Genomic DNA, 16,584 nt, shown 5'->3' with positions numbered 1-16,584 from the left:
GGCGGTGGCGGTGGGGCTGTTCGTGTCGGTGCTGCTGCACGAGATGGCGCACACGTTCTATGCGCTGCGGCATGGCGGCGAGGTGCACGGCATCACGCTGATGATTGTCGGCGGTGTGTCAGAGCTGGCGGAGGTGCCCAAGCGTCCCCGGGACGAGGCGTTGATGGCGCTGGTGGGCCCGCTGACGAGCCTGGGGCTGGCGGCGTTCCTGGGCGCGCTGACGTGGGTGGTGCACGGCCTGGGGATGTTCCAGGTGCAGTTCGCGCTCTTCACGCTGGCGATGCTCAACGCGGTGCTGGGGGGCTTCAACCTGTTGCCGGCGTTCCCCATGGACGGAGGCCGCATCGTGCGCGCGGCGCTGACGCCCCGGCTGGGATTGCTGCGGGCGACGAAGGTGGCGGCGGGGCTGGGGCGGCTGTTCGCGGTGTTGTTCGGCGTGTGGGGGCTGGTGACGCTGAACCCGTTCACGCTGGTGGTGGCGTTCTTCGTGCTGATGGGGGCGGAAGGGGAGTCGCGGCAGGTGCGGATGAAGGCAGTGCTGGAGAAGGTGCAGGTGGAGGCGCTGATGACGCCGCGGATGGTGGGCGTGGACCTGGACCTGTCGATGCAGGACGCGCACTGGGCGCTGCGTCACGAGCACGTGAGCATGTTGCCGGTGACGAGCACGGGGCGGCCGGTGGGGCGGGTGACGTGGGCGGCGGTGCAGGCGGTGCCGGAGGCGCAGCGCGGAAGCTACGTGGTGCGCGACGCGATGGAGGACGGAGTGGTGGCGGACCTGCGCGAGGACGGGTGGGCGGCGCTGCGCAGGATGGCGGAGGCGCGCGTGCCCATGGCCGCGGTGGTGGACGAGGACGGGCTGCTCGCGGGGACGTTGGACTGGAATGACATCCAGCGGGGGCTGGCGCGGGCAGAGGAGGCAGAGCGGAACCGATCGCGGACGGGGTGGCCTCGCGAGCGGACGGCGTAGGTTGGATGGATGGCACCCACCCTGATAAGTGGGGGCAGCCATGTCCTCTTCGCTGTCACTCAAATGCGGCCTGCTGCTCGGCTTGTTGGCGTTTCCGGCGTTGGCCCGAGAGCTTGAAGAAAAGCTCAGGATCCGGACGCTCCAGGTTCCAGCCCATCCCGGACAGGAAGCGCCGTCCATCTACGTCTCCGCGCAGGTGGCGAGCGTGCTGCGCTTCGAGCAGGACATCGTGCCCACGAAGACACGGCTCCTGGCCTGGGAGGGGCGCTTCGAACCGCTGCTCGTTGGAAGCAAGAAGGTGGTGATCGAGCCGCTGCGCGACCTGGACGAGGGGGAGGCGCTGCCGCTTCACGTGACACTCGCGGATGGGACAGCGTTCACCTTCCTCGTGAGGCCGAAGCTCCGCGAGTCCTGGGGGTGGATCGACTACCAGGTCAATGTGTTCAAGGACCCTGGCAGCTACAACGCGGTGCTTTCAGGGCTGTATGACGCGCTCAACCGAGAGCGTGCGCTGCGTGAGGAGAACGAGCGGTTCAAGAAGGAGGAGAACTCCATCGACCATGCCTACGCGACGCTTCTCTCCAACGGAGAGGTGGGGAAGACGCCGTTCCGGCGCAAGCGGGTCTTCCGCCTGCGGCACGAGGACATGGACATGGTGGTCGAACTCTTCAAGGGACCCGGCAAGGCAGCCGCCGTGGTGACCTTGCGGAACACCGTGCTCGAGGAGGCGTGGACGCTCGAGGGGGCTTCCGTGACTCGTGACCTCTCCCTCCGCACGGCTCGCCCGTTCGCGTTGCGCATGGAACGGTCGGTCATCGTCCCTGGCCAGTCGGGAAGGATCGCGGTCGTCGTGGACAAGAGTTCCTTCGAACTGGAGGGTGGTCAGTTGGCGGATCTGGCCCTCCAGATCTTCCGTGGGGATGGGCTCCTCCAGGTCGCCGTGGCGATGGAACATGCACTCGTTCGGCAGTAGAAAAGTCGCCCCCATGTCCATGACCAAGGCCCTGCTGCTCGGCACTTTCGTACTGATTGCTGCGTCTTCTGGATGTACCAGCAGCGGGGTGTCGCTGCGCCCCGATGGAACTCCTGGGCCGCAGGAGTGCTCAGAGGAAGCCAAGCGGACGATGCGTGCCTTGAAGTTGCGTGTGGGGGACGCGCAATTGGTCGAACTGGACGCGAACCAGATTGGTTCACGGCGTCCCACGATCTACGACGGACCGATTGAAAGCATCCTTGAGGATGACTTTGGCACGTTGGAGGCGACGACCCGTTTGTATGGGCAGGTCTGGACGAGCGGACCGCAGGTCGTCATCCGGTATTACGAGGCCCATCCACCGGACAGCGAGAAGTTCCCCATCTGTGCCGTGGCTCGGCTCAGCCAGGACCAGATGCGGAAGAGTCCGGACTCGAAGCCTGGGATGGCGATTCTCGAAGGCTCTACCGCGGCGGCCTACGTCGTCGATGCGTACCGGTAGCGGACGGCATCGCGCTCCGGGTGAATAGGTTCACTCCGGCCACGTCGGGATGGGTGTCTCCCACAAGGAAGCCCCATGAAGAGCCTGCTGGTTGGAATGATGTTGGCGTCGACGCTGGGTGCCGGTCCCTCGAAGACGGTGGACCTGGTGGGCACGGTGCACAGCGAGGACATCGGCAACCAGAGCTCCAGCCGGGCCACGTGGCTGCCCACGCAGCCCAAGCGCATCGAGCAGTTCGAGTTCCACCTGAAGCGCCCCATGAAGGCCGTGCAGCTGGAGTACCAGTGCCACCTCCAGGACATCGGTGATTCGGGGTGGCTGCCCGAGGGCACGCCGTGCGGAACGCAGGGCGAGTCACGGCGCCTGGAGGCCTTCGGCATCCGGCTGCGCGGTGAAGGGGCGCACCTGTACACCGTGCGCTACTGGTGCAAGGTGGAGGGTATGGAGCGCCCCCTGGGGCCGCTCACGGACGGCGCGATGTGCGGCACCACGGGCGAGGGCCGCAAGCTGTTGGGCATGCAGGTGGAGTTGGTGCGCAAGTAGCCGCGCTCAGGTGGGCACGCGTCCGCCGATTGCTGGGAAGCGCTCGTAGGCTCGCAGGAGCGTTTCAAGATGGGTGGGGATGTCGAGATCGAGCGGTTCCTCGGTGAGGCGGACAATCCATCCACCCGTTGTGGTGCGCCGGGCTCGCGACAGCAGCTCCGTGTCGCGCACCGGGTCCGGGAACCCGATGCGGCGCGCCGTCGCGGCCGACCAGTAGTTGAGCCAGCCCAGGCGATGGGGACATTCCGGTGAGGGGATTTCCCGTGCGAGCTTGAGTGCCGGCAGTCCGCGAGGCGGAGGCTTTGGATTCGCTGCCCAATTCTTGGTCTGACGCGCGATCTCCACGCCTGCGGGAAAAGGTGTCGCGTGACCCCAGAACGCGCGCGCGCCCTCCGCGATACCTTCCAGCAGATTCCCTGCCGCCGCGAGGTTGCCCGCATTCATCGGCATCTCCGCGTGGACGTCGAACAACGGTTGGCCTCCTGGCCCGGAGTCCGCTGAGATCTCCAGTCCGTAGACCGTGACGAGTTCACTCTCGTTGGGGCCATTGCAGACCAGAGGGAACCCGGGGCCATCCGGCCTGCCGCCGAGGACCCATGCGTCCCGTTGGGGCAGGGGATAGGGATTTCCTTCGACGGAAATCGCCCAGTCCAGGCGCAGGCCGGGGATGGCTCGCTCCATGCCGTGGACGACGGCCAGAGGGCGGCTGTCATTGCCTACGAGCGCGGGCGCGTAGGTCATCATGACCAGGTTATTCCTCTGCTTCGTCATCCTTGCACCACTCCATGAGGATGATGGTTCCCTCGAGATCGGGATCCGCGATCTCCAACGCCTCTTGATGCGCGGCACTGCGAACGCCGACCCGAAAGTCGAATCCACACGCACGAGCGAGGTCGCGTTCGTGCCGCATCTCCATCAACTGCTTCTCTGGCACCGTCCTTCGCAGGAAGGCTGAGTACGTGTCGAAATTGTCGGTCTTCACCTCCCAGAGCGTGCGGAACGCGGACTGGAGCCCGTCGTAGGCCTTGCCGTTGACCAGGGCATTGGCGCCGCGGAAGGTGTTGCCCGGGATTCCGTCCGCACATCTGTTGTGAAGGGGATGGCCGCCTTTGGGTGGTACCCGTTTGGGAATGCACTCCGGGCGGCGCTCTCGTGGCTCCGCGGAACTGGGGGGCCCGGGTGGAGGAAACCAGTCCTGCCCGGAGGAACGCCCTGTGGGGTCAGGGCCATGCTCCACCACGGACTGTTGCGTGAGTGGCTGGGTCCGGGGCGCATCTTCATCCGGATAGGCATGCCGCAGTTCGTATGCCTCCAGCTCTTCCGCGATGGCGACCGCCACCACCACGACACCGATGACGATCACCGCACCCACGACGATCTCCGGTTGGGTCAGAAGGCAGACGCCCACCATGGTTTGCAGGGCGGCCGCGTCCGCTGATGCCACGGGGCAGCGATGCTCGGAGTCCTCGAAACGGATCCTCCTGGAGTCGAGCGCCTGAAAGCACCGCTCCACCACCACGTCCCACGGCTGAGAGGCTTCCCGGACGACGCACTTCCCCTCGTCCCTCCAGGGCAACGTTGCTGCTCGCTGGAGATTGGTGAAGCGTGACTCACGAACCGCTGGCGCCTTCATCTGCGGCGTCGATGTGGCACATGCAGAAAGGAACAGCAGGAGCGCGGTGGCGGCGAGGAATCGCATGTTCGTGCTTCAGTTCTTCTCCGGCAAAGACCAGTTCATCTGGAAGCGGTGCGCGCCGTTGGGCGCACTGTCCAGCCAGCCGGTGATGCTGTCGCTCTTCGCGAGCAGGGGGCCCAGCTCCGTGCTCGCTCCGAAGAACGCGGCCAGGCGCTCGTCGCCCATCACGTCCATCAGCGACACCTGCGACAGGCCCCGCGCCAGCTTCTTCGGATCCAGCGTGAACTCCACCGCGCGCTTCAGCGGGCCGCCCTTCTCCGGCAGCGACGCGAGCATCGTCTGCGTCACCGTGGAGTCATTGCCGAACACCAGCTGCTTGCCCTTGAGCCGCACGTAGACGCTGCCGCCCTTGGCCTCCATCGCGTAGCCGTCCTCCAGCGTCCTGGCGCCCGGGAACTTCGCCAGCGGGGCCAGCGCCGCCTTCACCGCCGCCGCGTCCGTCACCTCCGCCGCCAACGCCTGCTTCGCCGCGAAGAAGCGCACCTCCGGCTTGCGCAGTGAACCGCGCACCACCACCGAGTCCACGCCGAACAACACCTGCCCCGTCATCTGCTTCGCCAGCGCGTCCGTCACCGCCTTCACGTCCGCCGCCGGACACGCGGGACACACCGACTGCACCGCGGCCCCCACTGAATCGACCGCCTGCGCCACGCCTGTCGGCGCCACCTGTGCCCTGGCGAAGAGCAGGCCCGCGGGGGACATGGCGCCGTAGGGGCTCGTGCCCTTGGCCTGGAAGGGCGGCAGCGGCAGCTTCGTCGTCGTGCCCTCCACCTTCAGCCCCGTCGCCGTGCCGTCCAACGCCAACACGCCGTCCTTCGTGGACAGGTACAGCACCCCCGGCACCGTGGCCATGCGCGCGTCCGCGGCCGCCGCCTTGAGCGCCACCAGCTTCGCGGCCTCCTTGCGGAGCGCGTCGTCCGAATCCGTGCTCAGGAAGGCGCAGGCCTCCTGGCCCTTGATGACGTAGCCGCCGAAGCCACCCGAGGCGCTCGGCGCGCGGAGCGTCGTCACGCCCTTCACCGTGCCCGCCTTCACGTCGCCGTTGCGCGCGAGCACGTTCGCCGTTGCTTCCTGGAACACCTTCGTGTCCTTCACCCGCGTGCACGCGATGCGGCCGTCCTGCCGCATGGACACCGTCAGCGGCCCCGTCACGTCGATGCCCTGCGCCTCCATCACCTCCGGCTTCCCGAGGTCGAGCTGCAGGATGGGGTGCAGCTCTCCGCGCCACGCCTCCGGGTTCAGCAGCTGCGAGTACGCCCCGGCCCGCGTCAGGAACGCGTTCAACCCCTGGAGCTGATCCAGCTGCGGGGCGTGGAGGACCGTGACCGTGGAGGCGGCGACGCGAGGCGCGGGTGCGGCCGCCAGCGTGGCGGCAAGTGCGAGGGCGAGCATGCCCCCACCTGAAAGCGACCCACGGCCCCTGTCAAGGCACTCCCACCCGGGACGCCCATCACCAACGTCCGCACGGCGCCCCGCTGGCCCTACGCCGGCAGCCGCCCCGTGTTGGCCCAGTCAATCATCCGCTCCGCCAGCTCCTCCGCGCTGCGGCGCAGGTAGGCCAGCTGCAACACCTCGTCGTCCGTGCACGCCAGCGCCATGCGCACCCGCACGCCGTCCACGAAGCGCAGCACCTGCGCGATGCTCAGCGACGCCCGGTCCTCCAGCGCCCCCGCGAACCCCGCCACCTCCGCCTCCGCCGCGCAGCCCTCCGCCAGCAGCGCCGCCACCCACACGGACCGCGCTACCCGGTGCTCGCGCGCCCGCGTGTCCTGGAGCTGAAGACGCCACGGCTGCGCCTCCCAGTGCGCCGCGCTCTCGACGTTCTCCACCAGCTCCCGCCCGCCCTGCGTCCGCGATTCCATCGCTCGCATCATCCGTGCCCCCTCTTCCATCAAGACCTGGGTCCATCCACGGGCGTGACCGGCAGCCTTCCTCCCGTCCACGAGCAGGGCTCGCGAATGAGCGGCTTTCCGGAAAAGACGCACTCCACCTGTTTTCTTGCCCGCCCGGAGGGATGCTTGGACTGTCATTCGCGGACGCTCCCGTGCAGGTGGGAAAGCCTCTCGCCGGCGCCGTCTCCAACCCGCCGGCGAGAGGTCACCGGGGCGGCCGGTGCCTTCCTGCTTTGAGGGATTGTCACGAAGCGGTGCGAGTGGATTCTCGGACCCCGGTGCGAGGCGGGATGTTCACGTGGGGACAGTGAGTGGCCCTCGGGACGTATTGGGTTGGAGCCCGTCTCTCACGCATCGTTCGCAGTCCGGTTCCGGGGGACGGTGTGGTCGACCGCGTCTTTGTCGGGACCGTCACGGCCTTCCGGGGGGAAGCCACCATGTCGAACCTGCTCGACCTGCCGCGTCAGGCATTGATGGACCTGCGCTCGCGTCTCAGCCACCTGCCGATCGTGTCCCATCTCCACCGCCGGCACGCGCCCAACAGCCTGTCCCTGTCCAGTCCGGCGCCGCAGGACTCCGTGCTGGCGGATCCTCAACGCGTGGAGATGTGGCGCCGCGCGGTGGAGCGCTACGTGCGCCCCAACCAGGTGGTGGTGGACGTGAAGGCCGGCACCGGCCTGCGCACCTTCCTCGCCGCTCACCAGAACCCGCGCAAGCTGTACGCGGTGGATGACTCGCGTCTGTTGGACACCACGCAATGGGTGGCCCGCCGCAACGGCCTGGACCGCATCGCCTTCGTGCGCGAGCCCACCTGGCACTTCCAGCCGCAGGAGAAGGCGGACGTGCTGCTGCATGAGCTGTTGGGAGATGCGCTGCTCGACGCGGGGCTCGTGCCCCGGATGCTGGACTTGCGCTCGCGCCTGCTCAAGCCCGGCGGCCGCATCCTCCCCAACCGCTTCGAGGTCTACGTGGAGCCCGTGCAGCTCCGCGAGGAGGCATGTGTCCCGTTCATCTGGACGCAGCACCTGCCCCACGTGGACTTCCGCTGCCTCCAGTCGCTGCGCGAGGCGATGAGCCCGTCGTACTTCACGCGGCTGGTGCGCTCCTACGAGGTGGACCACCTGCTGTGTGAGCCGGAGCCCGCGTTCGGGTTCGACCTGGAGACGATGCGCGCGGAGGGGCTGCCCTCGCGCGTGCGCATCCAGCGGCCGGTGGAGGAGGACGGGCGGGTGGACGGCTTCTGCCTCTTCTACAAGGTCGCCTTCGACGCGGAGCTGGCCTTCGACGTGTCGCCCATGCGCGAGCGCAACACCACGGCGATGACGCTCCTGCGCGTGGAGCCTCGCGAGTTCAACCGCTACGACACGCTGGACTTCGAGCTGGAGTTGCCCAATCCGTCCGACCCGCGCACCTGGCGGTGGCAGTTCACCTGACGGCAGTGCCAGAGCCCGGAGTGATGCCCGGTGGACAGCCTGCCTGTCTCCGGGTGTCGCCGGAGGTGGGCGCACTGCCTAGCTTGCATGGCGCATGCGACCGTTCCGACTCCTCGTCCTGCTTCTCGTCTCCGCCGCCGCGCTGCCCGCGGCGGCCCAGGCCCCTCGGACCGTCGCGGGCGTGTGTGGCCGCACCAACTGGGTCTGTGTCGCGGAGTGCATCGACGCGGAGTGCGTCGACAAGTGCCTGCGCGAGGGCTGCGAGGACGCGCTCAAGCGCCTGAAGACCTGCACCAGCAAGGCGGCCTGCGCGCCGGATGACACGGCGTGCGCGGCGAAGTCGTGCGGCCTCACCTGCGAGAAGTCCTTCGAGCCCGCGCCCAGGAGCCCGGAGAAGCTGGCGACGAACCCGTGCGAAGGCGACAAGGCGCCCAAGGGCACGGCCGTCCCCGAAGCGCTGGTGGGCACGTGGGTGCTGTCCGCGGCGAGCATCCCGGACACGGACCAGGGAAAGGAGGAGCGCATCGACGTGCAGCCCCGGTCCGACTACGCGCGGGCGTTGCAGATCACGCCGAGCGGATGCTTCGTGATGCGGACGAAGCTGGATGACGCGACGCTCGGGCGCGGCAGCACGCTGGATGTTCGCGCGTGGGGCCGGCTGGAGGTGAAGGACAAGAAGCACCTGTCGCTGCGCACGCAGGACGGTCAGGCGGTGGGCCCGGTGTGCGGCAAGGAGCGCGTGGTGCCCTTGTCCAAGGGGAAGTTCAAGGGCGGGGACTTCACGTACGCCATTGAAGAGAAGGACTCGCTCGTGCTCACGGTGCCGGGCGCCACCCGGCAGACGTTCCAGTTCGAACGGGAGAAGCAGGAAGCGCCGGAGCCGCACCCCAAGCCTTGAGGAGGACCTTGCCCCCACCGGGGTGCACGGGTGAGAAGGACGCCATGGCAGGCCGCGAGCGGATGGCGAGCATGGACGCGGCGTGGCTCCAGATGGAGGAGCCCGCGAACCTGATGATGATCACCGCGGTGCTGTGGTTCGACGGCGCCGTGGACCTGGAGCGCCTGCGCGCGGTGGTGCGCGAGCGGCTGGTGGAGCGCTACCCGCGCTTCCGTCAGCGGGTTGTGCCCGGGCCGCTGGGCGCGCCGCACTGGGAGGACGCGCCGGACTTCGAGCTGGAGGAGCACCTGTCCACGCTGCGCGTGCCGGAGTCGGCGGGACGCGCGGGGCTGGAGGCGCTCGTCGGGGACTGGCTGGGTGTGCCTCTGGAGCGCTCCCGTCCGCTGTGGCACTTCCACCTGGTGCGCGGTGCGCCGGGCGGGGATGTGCTGCTCGCGCGGCTGCACCACTGCATCGCGGATGGCATCGCGCTCGCGCGGGTGTTGCTGTCCCTCACGGATCCGGTGGACGCGGTCGCCGTGCCGGAAACCTGGGATGAAAGCCAGGAAGCGGTCACGCCTTCCGAACCGGAGCGGCGGCCAGGCGCTCCTGGCTGGCTGCGTTTCGCCCGGGGCGCCCGCTCCGCGCTGCGCAAGGGCGCGGAAATGGTGCGTGAGCCCATCCTCGCGGGCGACCTTGTTCGCGAAGGCGCGAAGGGCGCGGCGGCATTGGGGAAGCTGCTGGTGCTGCCTCCGGATCCACGCTCTCCCTTGCGCGGACCGCTGGGTCCCCGGAAGGTCGCCGCGTGGTCGGAGCCCATTGAGTTGGAGCGGGTGAAGGCCGTGGGCCGGACCCTGGGCGGCACGGTGAACGACGTGCTGCTCACGGCGGTGACGGGCGCGCTGCGGCGCTATCTGGCCACGCGGGACGCTCCACTGGAGGACGTGCACGCGCTGGTGCCGGTGAACCTGCGGCCCATGGATGTGCCGGTGCCTCGCGAGCTGGGCAACCGCTTCGGCGTGGTGTTCCTGCGGCTCCCCGTGCACCTGGCGGAACCGCGCCGCCGCTTGCGCGAAGTGGCGAAGCGGATGGAGCACCTCAAGCGCTCACCGGAGGCCGTGGTGACGTCCGGCGTGTTGGAGCTTCTGGGCCGCACGCCCGCGGCGCTGGAGCGCGCCGTCGTGGACGTGATGGGCACCAAGGCGTCGCTCGTCGCCACCAACGTGCCCGGGCCGCGCCAGCCGGTGTCGCTCGCGGGCAGCCGACTCAAGGGACTCACGTTCTGGGTCCCCCAGGCCGGCCACGTGGGCCTGGGGGTCAGCCTCTTCAGCTACTCGGGACAGGTGACCGTGGGCGTGGCCTCGGATGCGTCACGCGTGCCCGACCCGGGGGCCCTCGTCGCCGCGTTCCAGGAGGAACTGGACGCGCTGGCGACGCTGGCCCCCTGAGCGCTACTTCGCGAAGAGCTTGTGCGGGTCGTACTTGCCGCGCACTTCCTTGAGCTTCGCGCGGATGGCGTCCGGCCAGGCGCTGTCGAAGTGCTGCGCGTCACGGACCTTGCCCATGAAGTTGATGGTCATCTCCGGCGACAGCCACGGCTTCAGCTCCGCGCGCAGGCCCTCGGTGGCGCCGGGCAGCACCGTCTCGAACAGCGGCGGGTGCATGCCCACCAGACCGACGACGAAGTTGCCACCGCGGCCGCCCACCGCCGAGCCGCCCGCCACGTCCTTCTGGCTGGCGCCGCCCAGGTGCCGCAGCTCCAGCAGGAAGTACGGCGTCTGCACGCCAGCGCCCACGTGGCGCAGCAGCGTGGTCGCCAGGTCCTGGTCCACGTGGGTCAGCATCATTCCGTGGGTCCAGACGGGGCTGGGCTTGTCCGGATCATTGTGGATGCGCGCGATCTGCGTCACGGGCAGCTCGCCCAGCATGTCCAGGTAGAGGGGCGCCAGCGCGCGCAGGGGCGCCGCCAGCTTCGCGCCCTCTTCCGTGGAGCCCGGGAAGGCGAAGCGCAGGTTGAGCACCGTGCGCCCCTGCAGCGGGGGCGGGATGAAGTCGAACGGCGGGAAGCGCATCACGGCGATGCTCGTGGACACGCGCGCGTCCGCCTCCGCCGTCCACTTCACCCAGCCGCGCAGCACGGCCTCGATGTGCTCCTCCGCGAAGAAGAGGCTGCCCGCGTAGAGCGAGCGCATCTCCACCAGCTGGAGCTTCACCTCCGTCACGATGCCGAAGCCGCCCTTGCCGCCGCGCAGGGCCCAGAACAGGTCCGGGTGATGCTCGGCGCTCGCCTCCACCGTCTCGCCGTCAGAGGTGACGAGCGTGTAGCCCACCACGTAGTCGGAGCTGACGCCGTGGCTGCGCACCAGCGGCCCCAGGCCGCCGCCCAGCAGGTAGCCCACCACGCCCACGTTCGTGGACGAGCCGGCGATGGGCGTCAGGCCGTGCTTCGCCGCCTCCTCGATGACCGGCTCCCAGCGCGCGCCCGCGCCAATGGTGGCGATGCGCGTCGCGGGGTCGATGCTCACGTGGTTCAGCGCCTTCGTGGAGAGGAGCACGCCAGAGGTGACGGGCGCGTACGTGCCGTGCCCCGTGGCCTGCACTGAGACGGGCAGCTGGTTCTCCCGGGCGAAGCGGATGGCCTCCGCCACGTCCTTCGTGGACTTCACCGCCACCACGTACTGCGGCGAGTGCGTGACGAGGACGTTGAAGCCGGCGCCCTCCGGGGCATAGCCCGCGTCGTTGGGGGTGTAGACGGGACCGCTCACGCGGGCGGCGAGGGACTGGGTCATGGGGCGTTGCTCCTTCGTGTCAGCCAGCCCTTGCGGGCCGGGAGGGGGACTCGGGTGCGCTGCGGTGCCGCGTCCAGGGAGTTCGAGCGCGAAGCAGCATAAACCTGGAAGTCAGGTCCGTACACGGAAGCATTCGGTGACAACACGAACCGGGTTACGGCAGGTCGGCCTCCCGGCACCCCTACAGCAGGCCGTGCTCCTCCAGCTTGTTGTAGAGCGTGCGCCGGCTCACCCCGAGCAGCCGGGCAGCCAGCGTGCGGTTGTCACCCGAGCGCTTCAGCGCATCCACCAGCGCTTCCTTCTCCACGTCCTTGCGACGTGACTCCAGCGTGACGGAGTCGGACGGCGAAGGAGGCAGCGCCGCGGCGACAGGCGGTGGCGCGAGTCCCGGCTGGCGGGAGAGTTCACGCGCCACGTCCTCGCCGGTCAGCATGGGCCCGTCGGAGAGCACCACCAGCCGCTCCAGGAAGTTCTGCAACTGGCGCACGTTGCCGGGCCACGGCTGGGCCTGGAGCGCGCGCAGGCCGTCCTCGCTCAGGGTGAACGGAGGCCGCCCGTTGCTCTTGGCGTGCACGTCCAGGAAGTGGCGGGCGAGGGCCGCGATGTCCTCCGGCCGCTCGCGCAGCGTGGGCAACCAGAGGGGCACCACGTTGAGCCGGTAGAAGAGGTCCTCGCGGAAGGTGCCCCGGCGCACGCCGTCCTCCAGCGACTGGTGCGTGGCCGCGACGAAGCGCACGTCGATCTTCACTGTCTGCGTTCCGCCCAGCCGTTCGAACTCGCGCTCCTGGAGCACGCGCAGGAGCTTCACCTGCACGGCGGGGGACACGTCGCCAATCTCGTCGAGGAACAGCGTGCCGCCGTGCGCCAGCTCCACGCGTCCGGGCTTGCGCGTCGCCGCGCCAGTGAAGGCGCCCTTCTCGTAGCCGAACAGCTCGCTCTCCAAGAGCGTGTCCGGGAGCGCCGCGCAGTGCAGCTTCACGAACGGGCCCGCGCGCCGGGGACTGTTTTCGTGCAGGGCTCGCGCGGCCAGCTCCTTGCCCGTGCCGGACTCGCCCCGGAGCAGCACCGTGGCGGTGCCCTGGGCGGCCTTCACCAGCAGGGCCTTCACGTCCTTCATCGCGCGGCTCGCGCCCATGAGCAGGCTGTCGAGTCCGTCCGGCGCCTTGCCGGTGCCTCGCGTGGGCTCCGGGTCCTGGCTCGCGTGGAGCAGGGCCTTCTTCAGCGTGAAGAGGAGTTCCTCGCGGTCGAAGGGCTTGAGCACGAAGTCCGCCGCGCCCGCCTTCATCGCCTCCACCGCGAGCGGCACCGTGCCGTGCGCGGTCATCAGCAGCACGGGCACGTCCGGCCAGCCGCGTCCCACCTCCGCGAGCAGCTCCATGCCGCTCATGCCCGGCATGCGCACGTCGCTCAGCACCACGTCGATGGGGCGGCGCGCGAGCAGGGCCAGGGCGTCCTTCGCGTTCGAGGCTGGATGCGGAGTGAGGCCCGCCTGGGTGAGCAGCGCGCCCAGTACCTTGAGCAGCGCGGGATCATCGTCGACCACCAGGACGTGGCCCTTCAGTGCTTCGCTCACGCGGCTTCTCCCTCGGATGCCGGGGCCTGGGAAACGGGGGCCGCCGGCAGGCGCAGGCGGAGGATGGTGCCATGCCCCTCGCCGCTCGTCAGGGACGCAGTGCCTCCGTGCGCCTCCGCCACGCGCCGCACGAAGGCCAGCCCCAGTCCGCTGCCCGTCGCCTTGGTGGTGAAGAAGTCGTCGAAGGCCCGCTCTCGCGTGCGCGCGTCCATGCCGCTGCCGGTGTCCTGCACCTCCACCACCACCGCGCCGCCGTCCCGCTGCGTGCGCACGGTGAGGGTGCCGCCCTCGGGCATGGCCTCGTAGGCGTTGCGCACCAGGTTCTCCAGCGCGTTGGCGAGCAGGTCCTCGTCTCCCGCGCACTCGGGCAGGCCGGGCGCGAGCTCCTTCTTCAGCTCCACCGCTCCTGGCGTCGCGAAGGCCTGGAGTGACAGCACGCCCTCCACCAGCCGGTTCAAGTCCAGCGGCCGGCGCAGCGGTTCGACTCGCGCGAGGCGCTGGTAGGTGCCCGCCACGCGGTCCAGGCGCTCCACCTGTTCCAGCAGCAGGTCCAGGAAGTCACCGTGCGCGTCCCAGGAGTGGCCGCGCGCGTGCTCCTCTTTCAGGTACTGCGCGGCGCCCTTGAGCGCGGCGATGGGGTTCTTCAGGTCGTGCGCCATCTGCGCGGAGAAGCGTCCCAGCGTGGCCAGTTGCTCCAGTCGCTCGCGCTGGGTGACGAAGGCGGTGACGCCCCGCCGCGCCGCCGCGAGCAGCGCGAGGGTGATGGCGGTGGTGCCCACGACCAGCGCTCCCGACTCGGCGGCGAAGGCGCGGAAGAGCACCAGGTAGGCGAGCACGCCCACCAGCGCGAGCACGACCGCGTGCATCGCCGCGTTCGTGGCGCGCGCGTCCTTGCCGAAGAGCTGGAAGCGCAGGGACGCGGTGGCCATCACCGGCAGGCCCAGCAGCGTGCCCACGTTGCCCAGCTTCGGCACGGGCAGGGCCATGTCCGCCGCCAGGTCCGTGAGCAGCAGCGCGACGAGCAGCGTGAGCCCCAGCAGCATCAACCCCGCTCGCGCCCGTTCGTCCTGCGAGTTCTCCGAGCTTGTGTGGCGCAGGTGGCGCGTGAGCAGCACGAAGCCCGTGGTGAGGATGGGGATGACGCCCAAGGCGACCGCGAGCCCGAAGCGGAAGGTGTAGATGCGCTCCTGCAGCGCGGGCACGCCCATGGCGATGATCATCGTCAGCGCGAGCGCGCCCATCACCGCGTAGGTGCCGTACAGGACCCGGGCGGAGCGGCGGCGGCGGCCCACGAACGCGAGGATGAAGTGCAACGCGCACGGCAGCGTCATCAGCGCCGCGGCGAAGCCCATCAGCCGCCAGCCGGTGTCCCCCGAACGCGCCAGCCCGAAGGCGGAGAAGTTCCAGGTCGACAGCGCGATGGACAAGAGAGACAGCGGCAGCGCGAGGGGGCTTCGTCCCACGCGGGCGAGCGCGATGCCGGCGAGCGCGAGCTGCCCCGCGCACGCCAGCAGGCTGACCCACATGGCGCCCGTCATCGCGCGCCTCCGTGGCTCAGAGCATGCCCAACCGGCGGGCGTTGGCGGGGTCGACCGCCGCCGACTCCCAGCGCCGCACCGCGGACTCGCGCTCCGCGTCGGGAGTGTCCGCGTAGTAGCCCAGCGTGTCGTGCAGGGCGCGGCTCAGTTCCTCGATGGCGGCGAGCCGCACGTCCAGCTCGCGGTGACGGAGAGCGGCCACCAGCCAGTCCGCGCGGCGGCGGCTGCGGTTCTCCGCCCACCACGCCGACCACTGGCGCGGCTGGAGACCCAGCGTGGCGCGGGTGACTTCGCGCAGGGCCTCCGCGGCGGCCTGCGCGCACATCGCGTCGTCGCTGCCGGTGAGGTTGATGAGGCCCTCGATGGCGTCGCGGTCGTGCAGCGTGCCCAGGGCACGGGCCGCCAGCGAGCGGCGCAGGGCGTCCCGGCTGGCCAGCTCCTGGCGCAGGTCGCGCAGGGACGCGTCCAGGCGCGGCAGGTGCTTGAGCGCGGCGGCGGCGACTCGCGCGGCGCTGGAGATGTCCGGCTCCATGTCGAACAGGCCGCGCAGCACGCCGTCCACCAGCTCCGCGTAGGGCAGGTTGCCCGCGGTGAGCAGCGCCAGGTAGCGCGTGTCCGCGTCGTTCGAGTCCAACAGCGGCGCCAGCGCGAGGGCCGCGGGACGGCCCAGGCGCGACAGGGCCGCGGGGATGGGGCCCAGCTCGTCCGCTTCCGGCAGCTCCACCACGGGCAGGCGGCTCCAGGCGGTGGGGCCGGGGAAGTGCTGCGCGAGCACCCGGGCGCTGGCTTCAGGTGAACGCGCCAGCTCCGCGATGGCGCTGGAGCGCTGGGACGCGTCCGGGCCGGTGAGCCGGCGCAGGAGCGGCGTGAAGTCCGGGGGCGGGCGCTCTTCCGGCGACAGCACGCGCGGAGGCAGGGCGGCGGCGCGGCCCAGGTTGGCCACGCCTCCACGGCCGAAGACGGGGTTCCACCCGAGCCCCGCGACCACGGCGGGTGCGGGAGCGGGCTGCACCGGGGCCGGGAAGCCGGGCACGTCCACGTCGATGGAGATGTCTTCTTCCGGCGCGCGCAGCTCGGACACGCGCTGCTTGCGGAAGAGGATGAGCTCCTGGAAGGCGGCCGGCAGGTCCTGGCAGAACAGGATGTAGTCGCTCAGCCGGCGCTGGCTCATCGGCTTCTGGCCGCAGTCGCCGTAGAGGATGGCCACGAGGCGGCCCTTCACCTCCACCGGGTACAGGAAGACGGTGCGCGGGGCCTGGCGGCCGAAGAGCTCCAGGTAGTGCCGCGTGAGCGCGTCCGGAGGCAGCGGGCCCGCGTAGCTGCCGCGCGTGACGGCGACGGTGCGGAAGACGCTGCTCGCGTCCAGGGGGATGGAGACCAGGGAGAGGGCGTTCGCGTCCAGGCCCTCACCGCGCGCGTCCCAGCCACCCGCGGCGCCGCGCACGACGGCGAAGGCGGCCACGTAGTCGAACGTGCGGCGGCCGAAGCGCAGCGCCACGTCCAGCAGGCGGTCCAGGTCTCGCGTCGACTCGCGCAGCGCGGAGCGGGCCTGGGGCAGCGTCCATTCCGGTACGGCGGCATCCGGCGCGCTGGAGGCACCCGGAACGGGGGCGGGCTCCGTCGCGCGAGGACGGGTCGCGCCCTGCGTGGACGCGGGGTTGCTGAAGATGATGAACGACGGCTCGCCCCGGGGCGGCGCCGGGGGAACTGGCGGCTGGGTCGGCGTGGCGGTCTGGGCCGCGCGGGCCTGCTGCTCGGCCGAGGGCGGCCACACCGCGGGACGGGCTCCCGGGGGCTGCGC

General features: G+C 70.2%; 14 protein-coding genes and 1 pseudogene. 7 read left to right on the top strand and 8 right to left on the bottom strand.

Annotation, left to right across the window (positions count from 1 at the left end; all coding sequences use genetic code 11):
• From D7V77_RS31435 to D7V77_RS31420, 4 genes are all read left to right on the top strand, one after another.
• Positions 1–967 (top strand): site-2 protease family protein (locus D7V77_RS31435; protein WP_147452216.1); only part of this gene is annotated, 967 nt, incomplete at its 5' end.
• Positions 968–1,007: 40 nt separating this feature from the next.
• Positions 1,008–1,940, top strand: coding sequence for a DUF2381 family protein (locus D7V77_RS31430; RefSeq protein ID WP_233597357.1), 933 nt, complete (start codon positions 1,008–1,010; stop codon positions 1,938–1,940).
• Between the two features lie 13 nt (positions 1,941–1,953).
• Positions 1,954–2,442, top strand: a complete 489-nt coding sequence (locus D7V77_RS31425; RefSeq protein ID WP_120579974.1) for a serine/threonine protein kinase — start codon at positions 1,954–1,956, stop codon at positions 2,440–2,442.
• Between the two features lie 75 nt (positions 2,443–2,517).
• Complete coding sequence (locus D7V77_RS31420) at positions 2,518–2,985, top strand: hypothetical protein (protein ID WP_120579973.1); 468 nt, start codon at positions 2,518–2,520, stop codon at positions 2,983–2,985.
• 6 nt (positions 2,986–2,991) lie between these two features.
• Here the strand turns inward: D7V77_RS31420 and D7V77_RS31415 are convergent, their stop codons facing one another.
• From D7V77_RS31415 to D7V77_RS43920, 4 genes are all read right to left on the bottom strand, one after another.
• Positions 2,992–3,756 (bottom strand): DUF5953 family protein, encoded by a 765-nt coding sequence (locus D7V77_RS31415; RefSeq protein ID WP_120579972.1) that lies wholly within the window; start codon positions 3,754–3,756, stop codon positions 2,992–2,994.
• Positions 3,737–4,684, bottom strand: a complete 948-nt coding sequence (locus D7V77_RS31410) for a DUF6310 domain-containing protein (protein ID WP_120579971.1) — start codon at positions 4,682–4,684, stop codon at positions 3,737–3,739. The genes D7V77_RS31415 and D7V77_RS31410 overlap by 20 nt, the downstream gene beginning before the upstream one ends.
• Before the next feature lie 9 nt (positions 4,685–4,693).
• Entirely contained in the window at positions 4,694–6,073 is a 1,380-nt protein-coding gene (locus D7V77_RS31405; protein WP_120579970.1) for a hypothetical protein, read from the bottom strand.
• An 89-nt stretch (positions 6,074–6,162) separates the two neighbouring features.
• Positions 6,163–6,555 carry a hypothetical protein gene (locus D7V77_RS43920; RefSeq protein ID WP_158624523.1) on the bottom strand — a complete coding sequence of 131 codons (393 nt, stop codon included), beginning with the start codon at positions 6,553–6,555 and terminating at the stop codon, positions 6,163–6,165.
• Between the two features lie 455 nt (positions 6,556–7,010).
• Here D7V77_RS43920 and D7V77_RS31395 point away from each other — a divergent pair, with 455 nt between their 5' ends.
• From D7V77_RS31395 to D7V77_RS31385, 3 genes are all read left to right on the top strand, one after another.
• Positions 7,011–8,006: a class I SAM-dependent methyltransferase gene (locus D7V77_RS31395; protein WP_120579969.1), complete on the top strand. Its 996-nt coding sequence runs from the start codon at positions 7,011–7,013 to the stop codon at positions 8,004–8,006.
• A gap of 94 nt (positions 8,007–8,100) precedes the next feature.
• Positions 8,101–8,904 carry a hypothetical protein gene (locus D7V77_RS31390; protein WP_120579968.1) on the top strand — a complete coding sequence of 268 codons (804 nt, stop codon included), beginning with the start codon at positions 8,101–8,103 and terminating at the stop codon, positions 8,902–8,904.
• A 44-nt stretch (positions 8,905–8,948) separates the two neighbouring features.
• Positions 8,949–10,331 (top strand): wax ester/triacylglycerol synthase family O-acyltransferase, encoded by a 1,383-nt coding sequence (locus tag D7V77_RS31385; protein WP_120579967.1) that lies wholly within the window; start codon positions 8,949–8,951, stop codon positions 10,329–10,331.
• Between the two features lie 3 nt (positions 10,332–10,334).
• Here D7V77_RS31385 and D7V77_RS31380 read toward each other — a convergent pair whose 3' ends face one another.
• The 4 genes and pseudogenes from D7V77_RS31380 to D7V77_RS31365 form a co-directional block, all read right to left on the bottom strand.
• A complete protein-coding gene (locus D7V77_RS31380; protein WP_120579966.1) occupies positions 10,335–11,672 on the bottom strand; it encodes an FAD-binding oxidoreductase in 1,338 nt (445 codons plus the stop codon).
• Between the two features lie 181 nt (positions 11,673–11,853).
• Positions 11,854–13,245, bottom strand: coding sequence for a sigma-54 dependent transcriptional regulator (locus tag D7V77_RS31375; RefSeq protein ID WP_120579965.1), 1,392 nt, complete (start codon positions 13,243–13,245; stop codon positions 11,854–11,856).
• Positions 13,242–14,783, bottom strand: coding sequence for an ATP-binding protein (locus D7V77_RS31370; protein ID WP_120579964.1), 1,542 nt, complete (start codon positions 14,781–14,783; stop codon positions 13,242–13,244). Before D7V77_RS31370 ends, D7V77_RS31375 begins: the two co-directional genes overlap by 4 nt.
• Positions 14,784–14,799: 16 nt before the next feature.
• Positions 14,800–16,584 (bottom strand): annotated as a pseudogene (locus D7V77_RS31365) (FrgA protein); the annotation flags it as partial.

Origin of the sequence: Corallococcus sp. CA041A, from assembly GCF_003612075.1 — a bacterium.
Taxonomy (GTDB): Bacteria; Myxococcota; Myxococcia; order Myxococcales; family Myxococcaceae; genus Corallococcus; species Corallococcus exiguus.
Note: the sequence above shows the minus strand (reverse complement) of the source record. Positions and strands in the feature narration are given on the sequence as shown.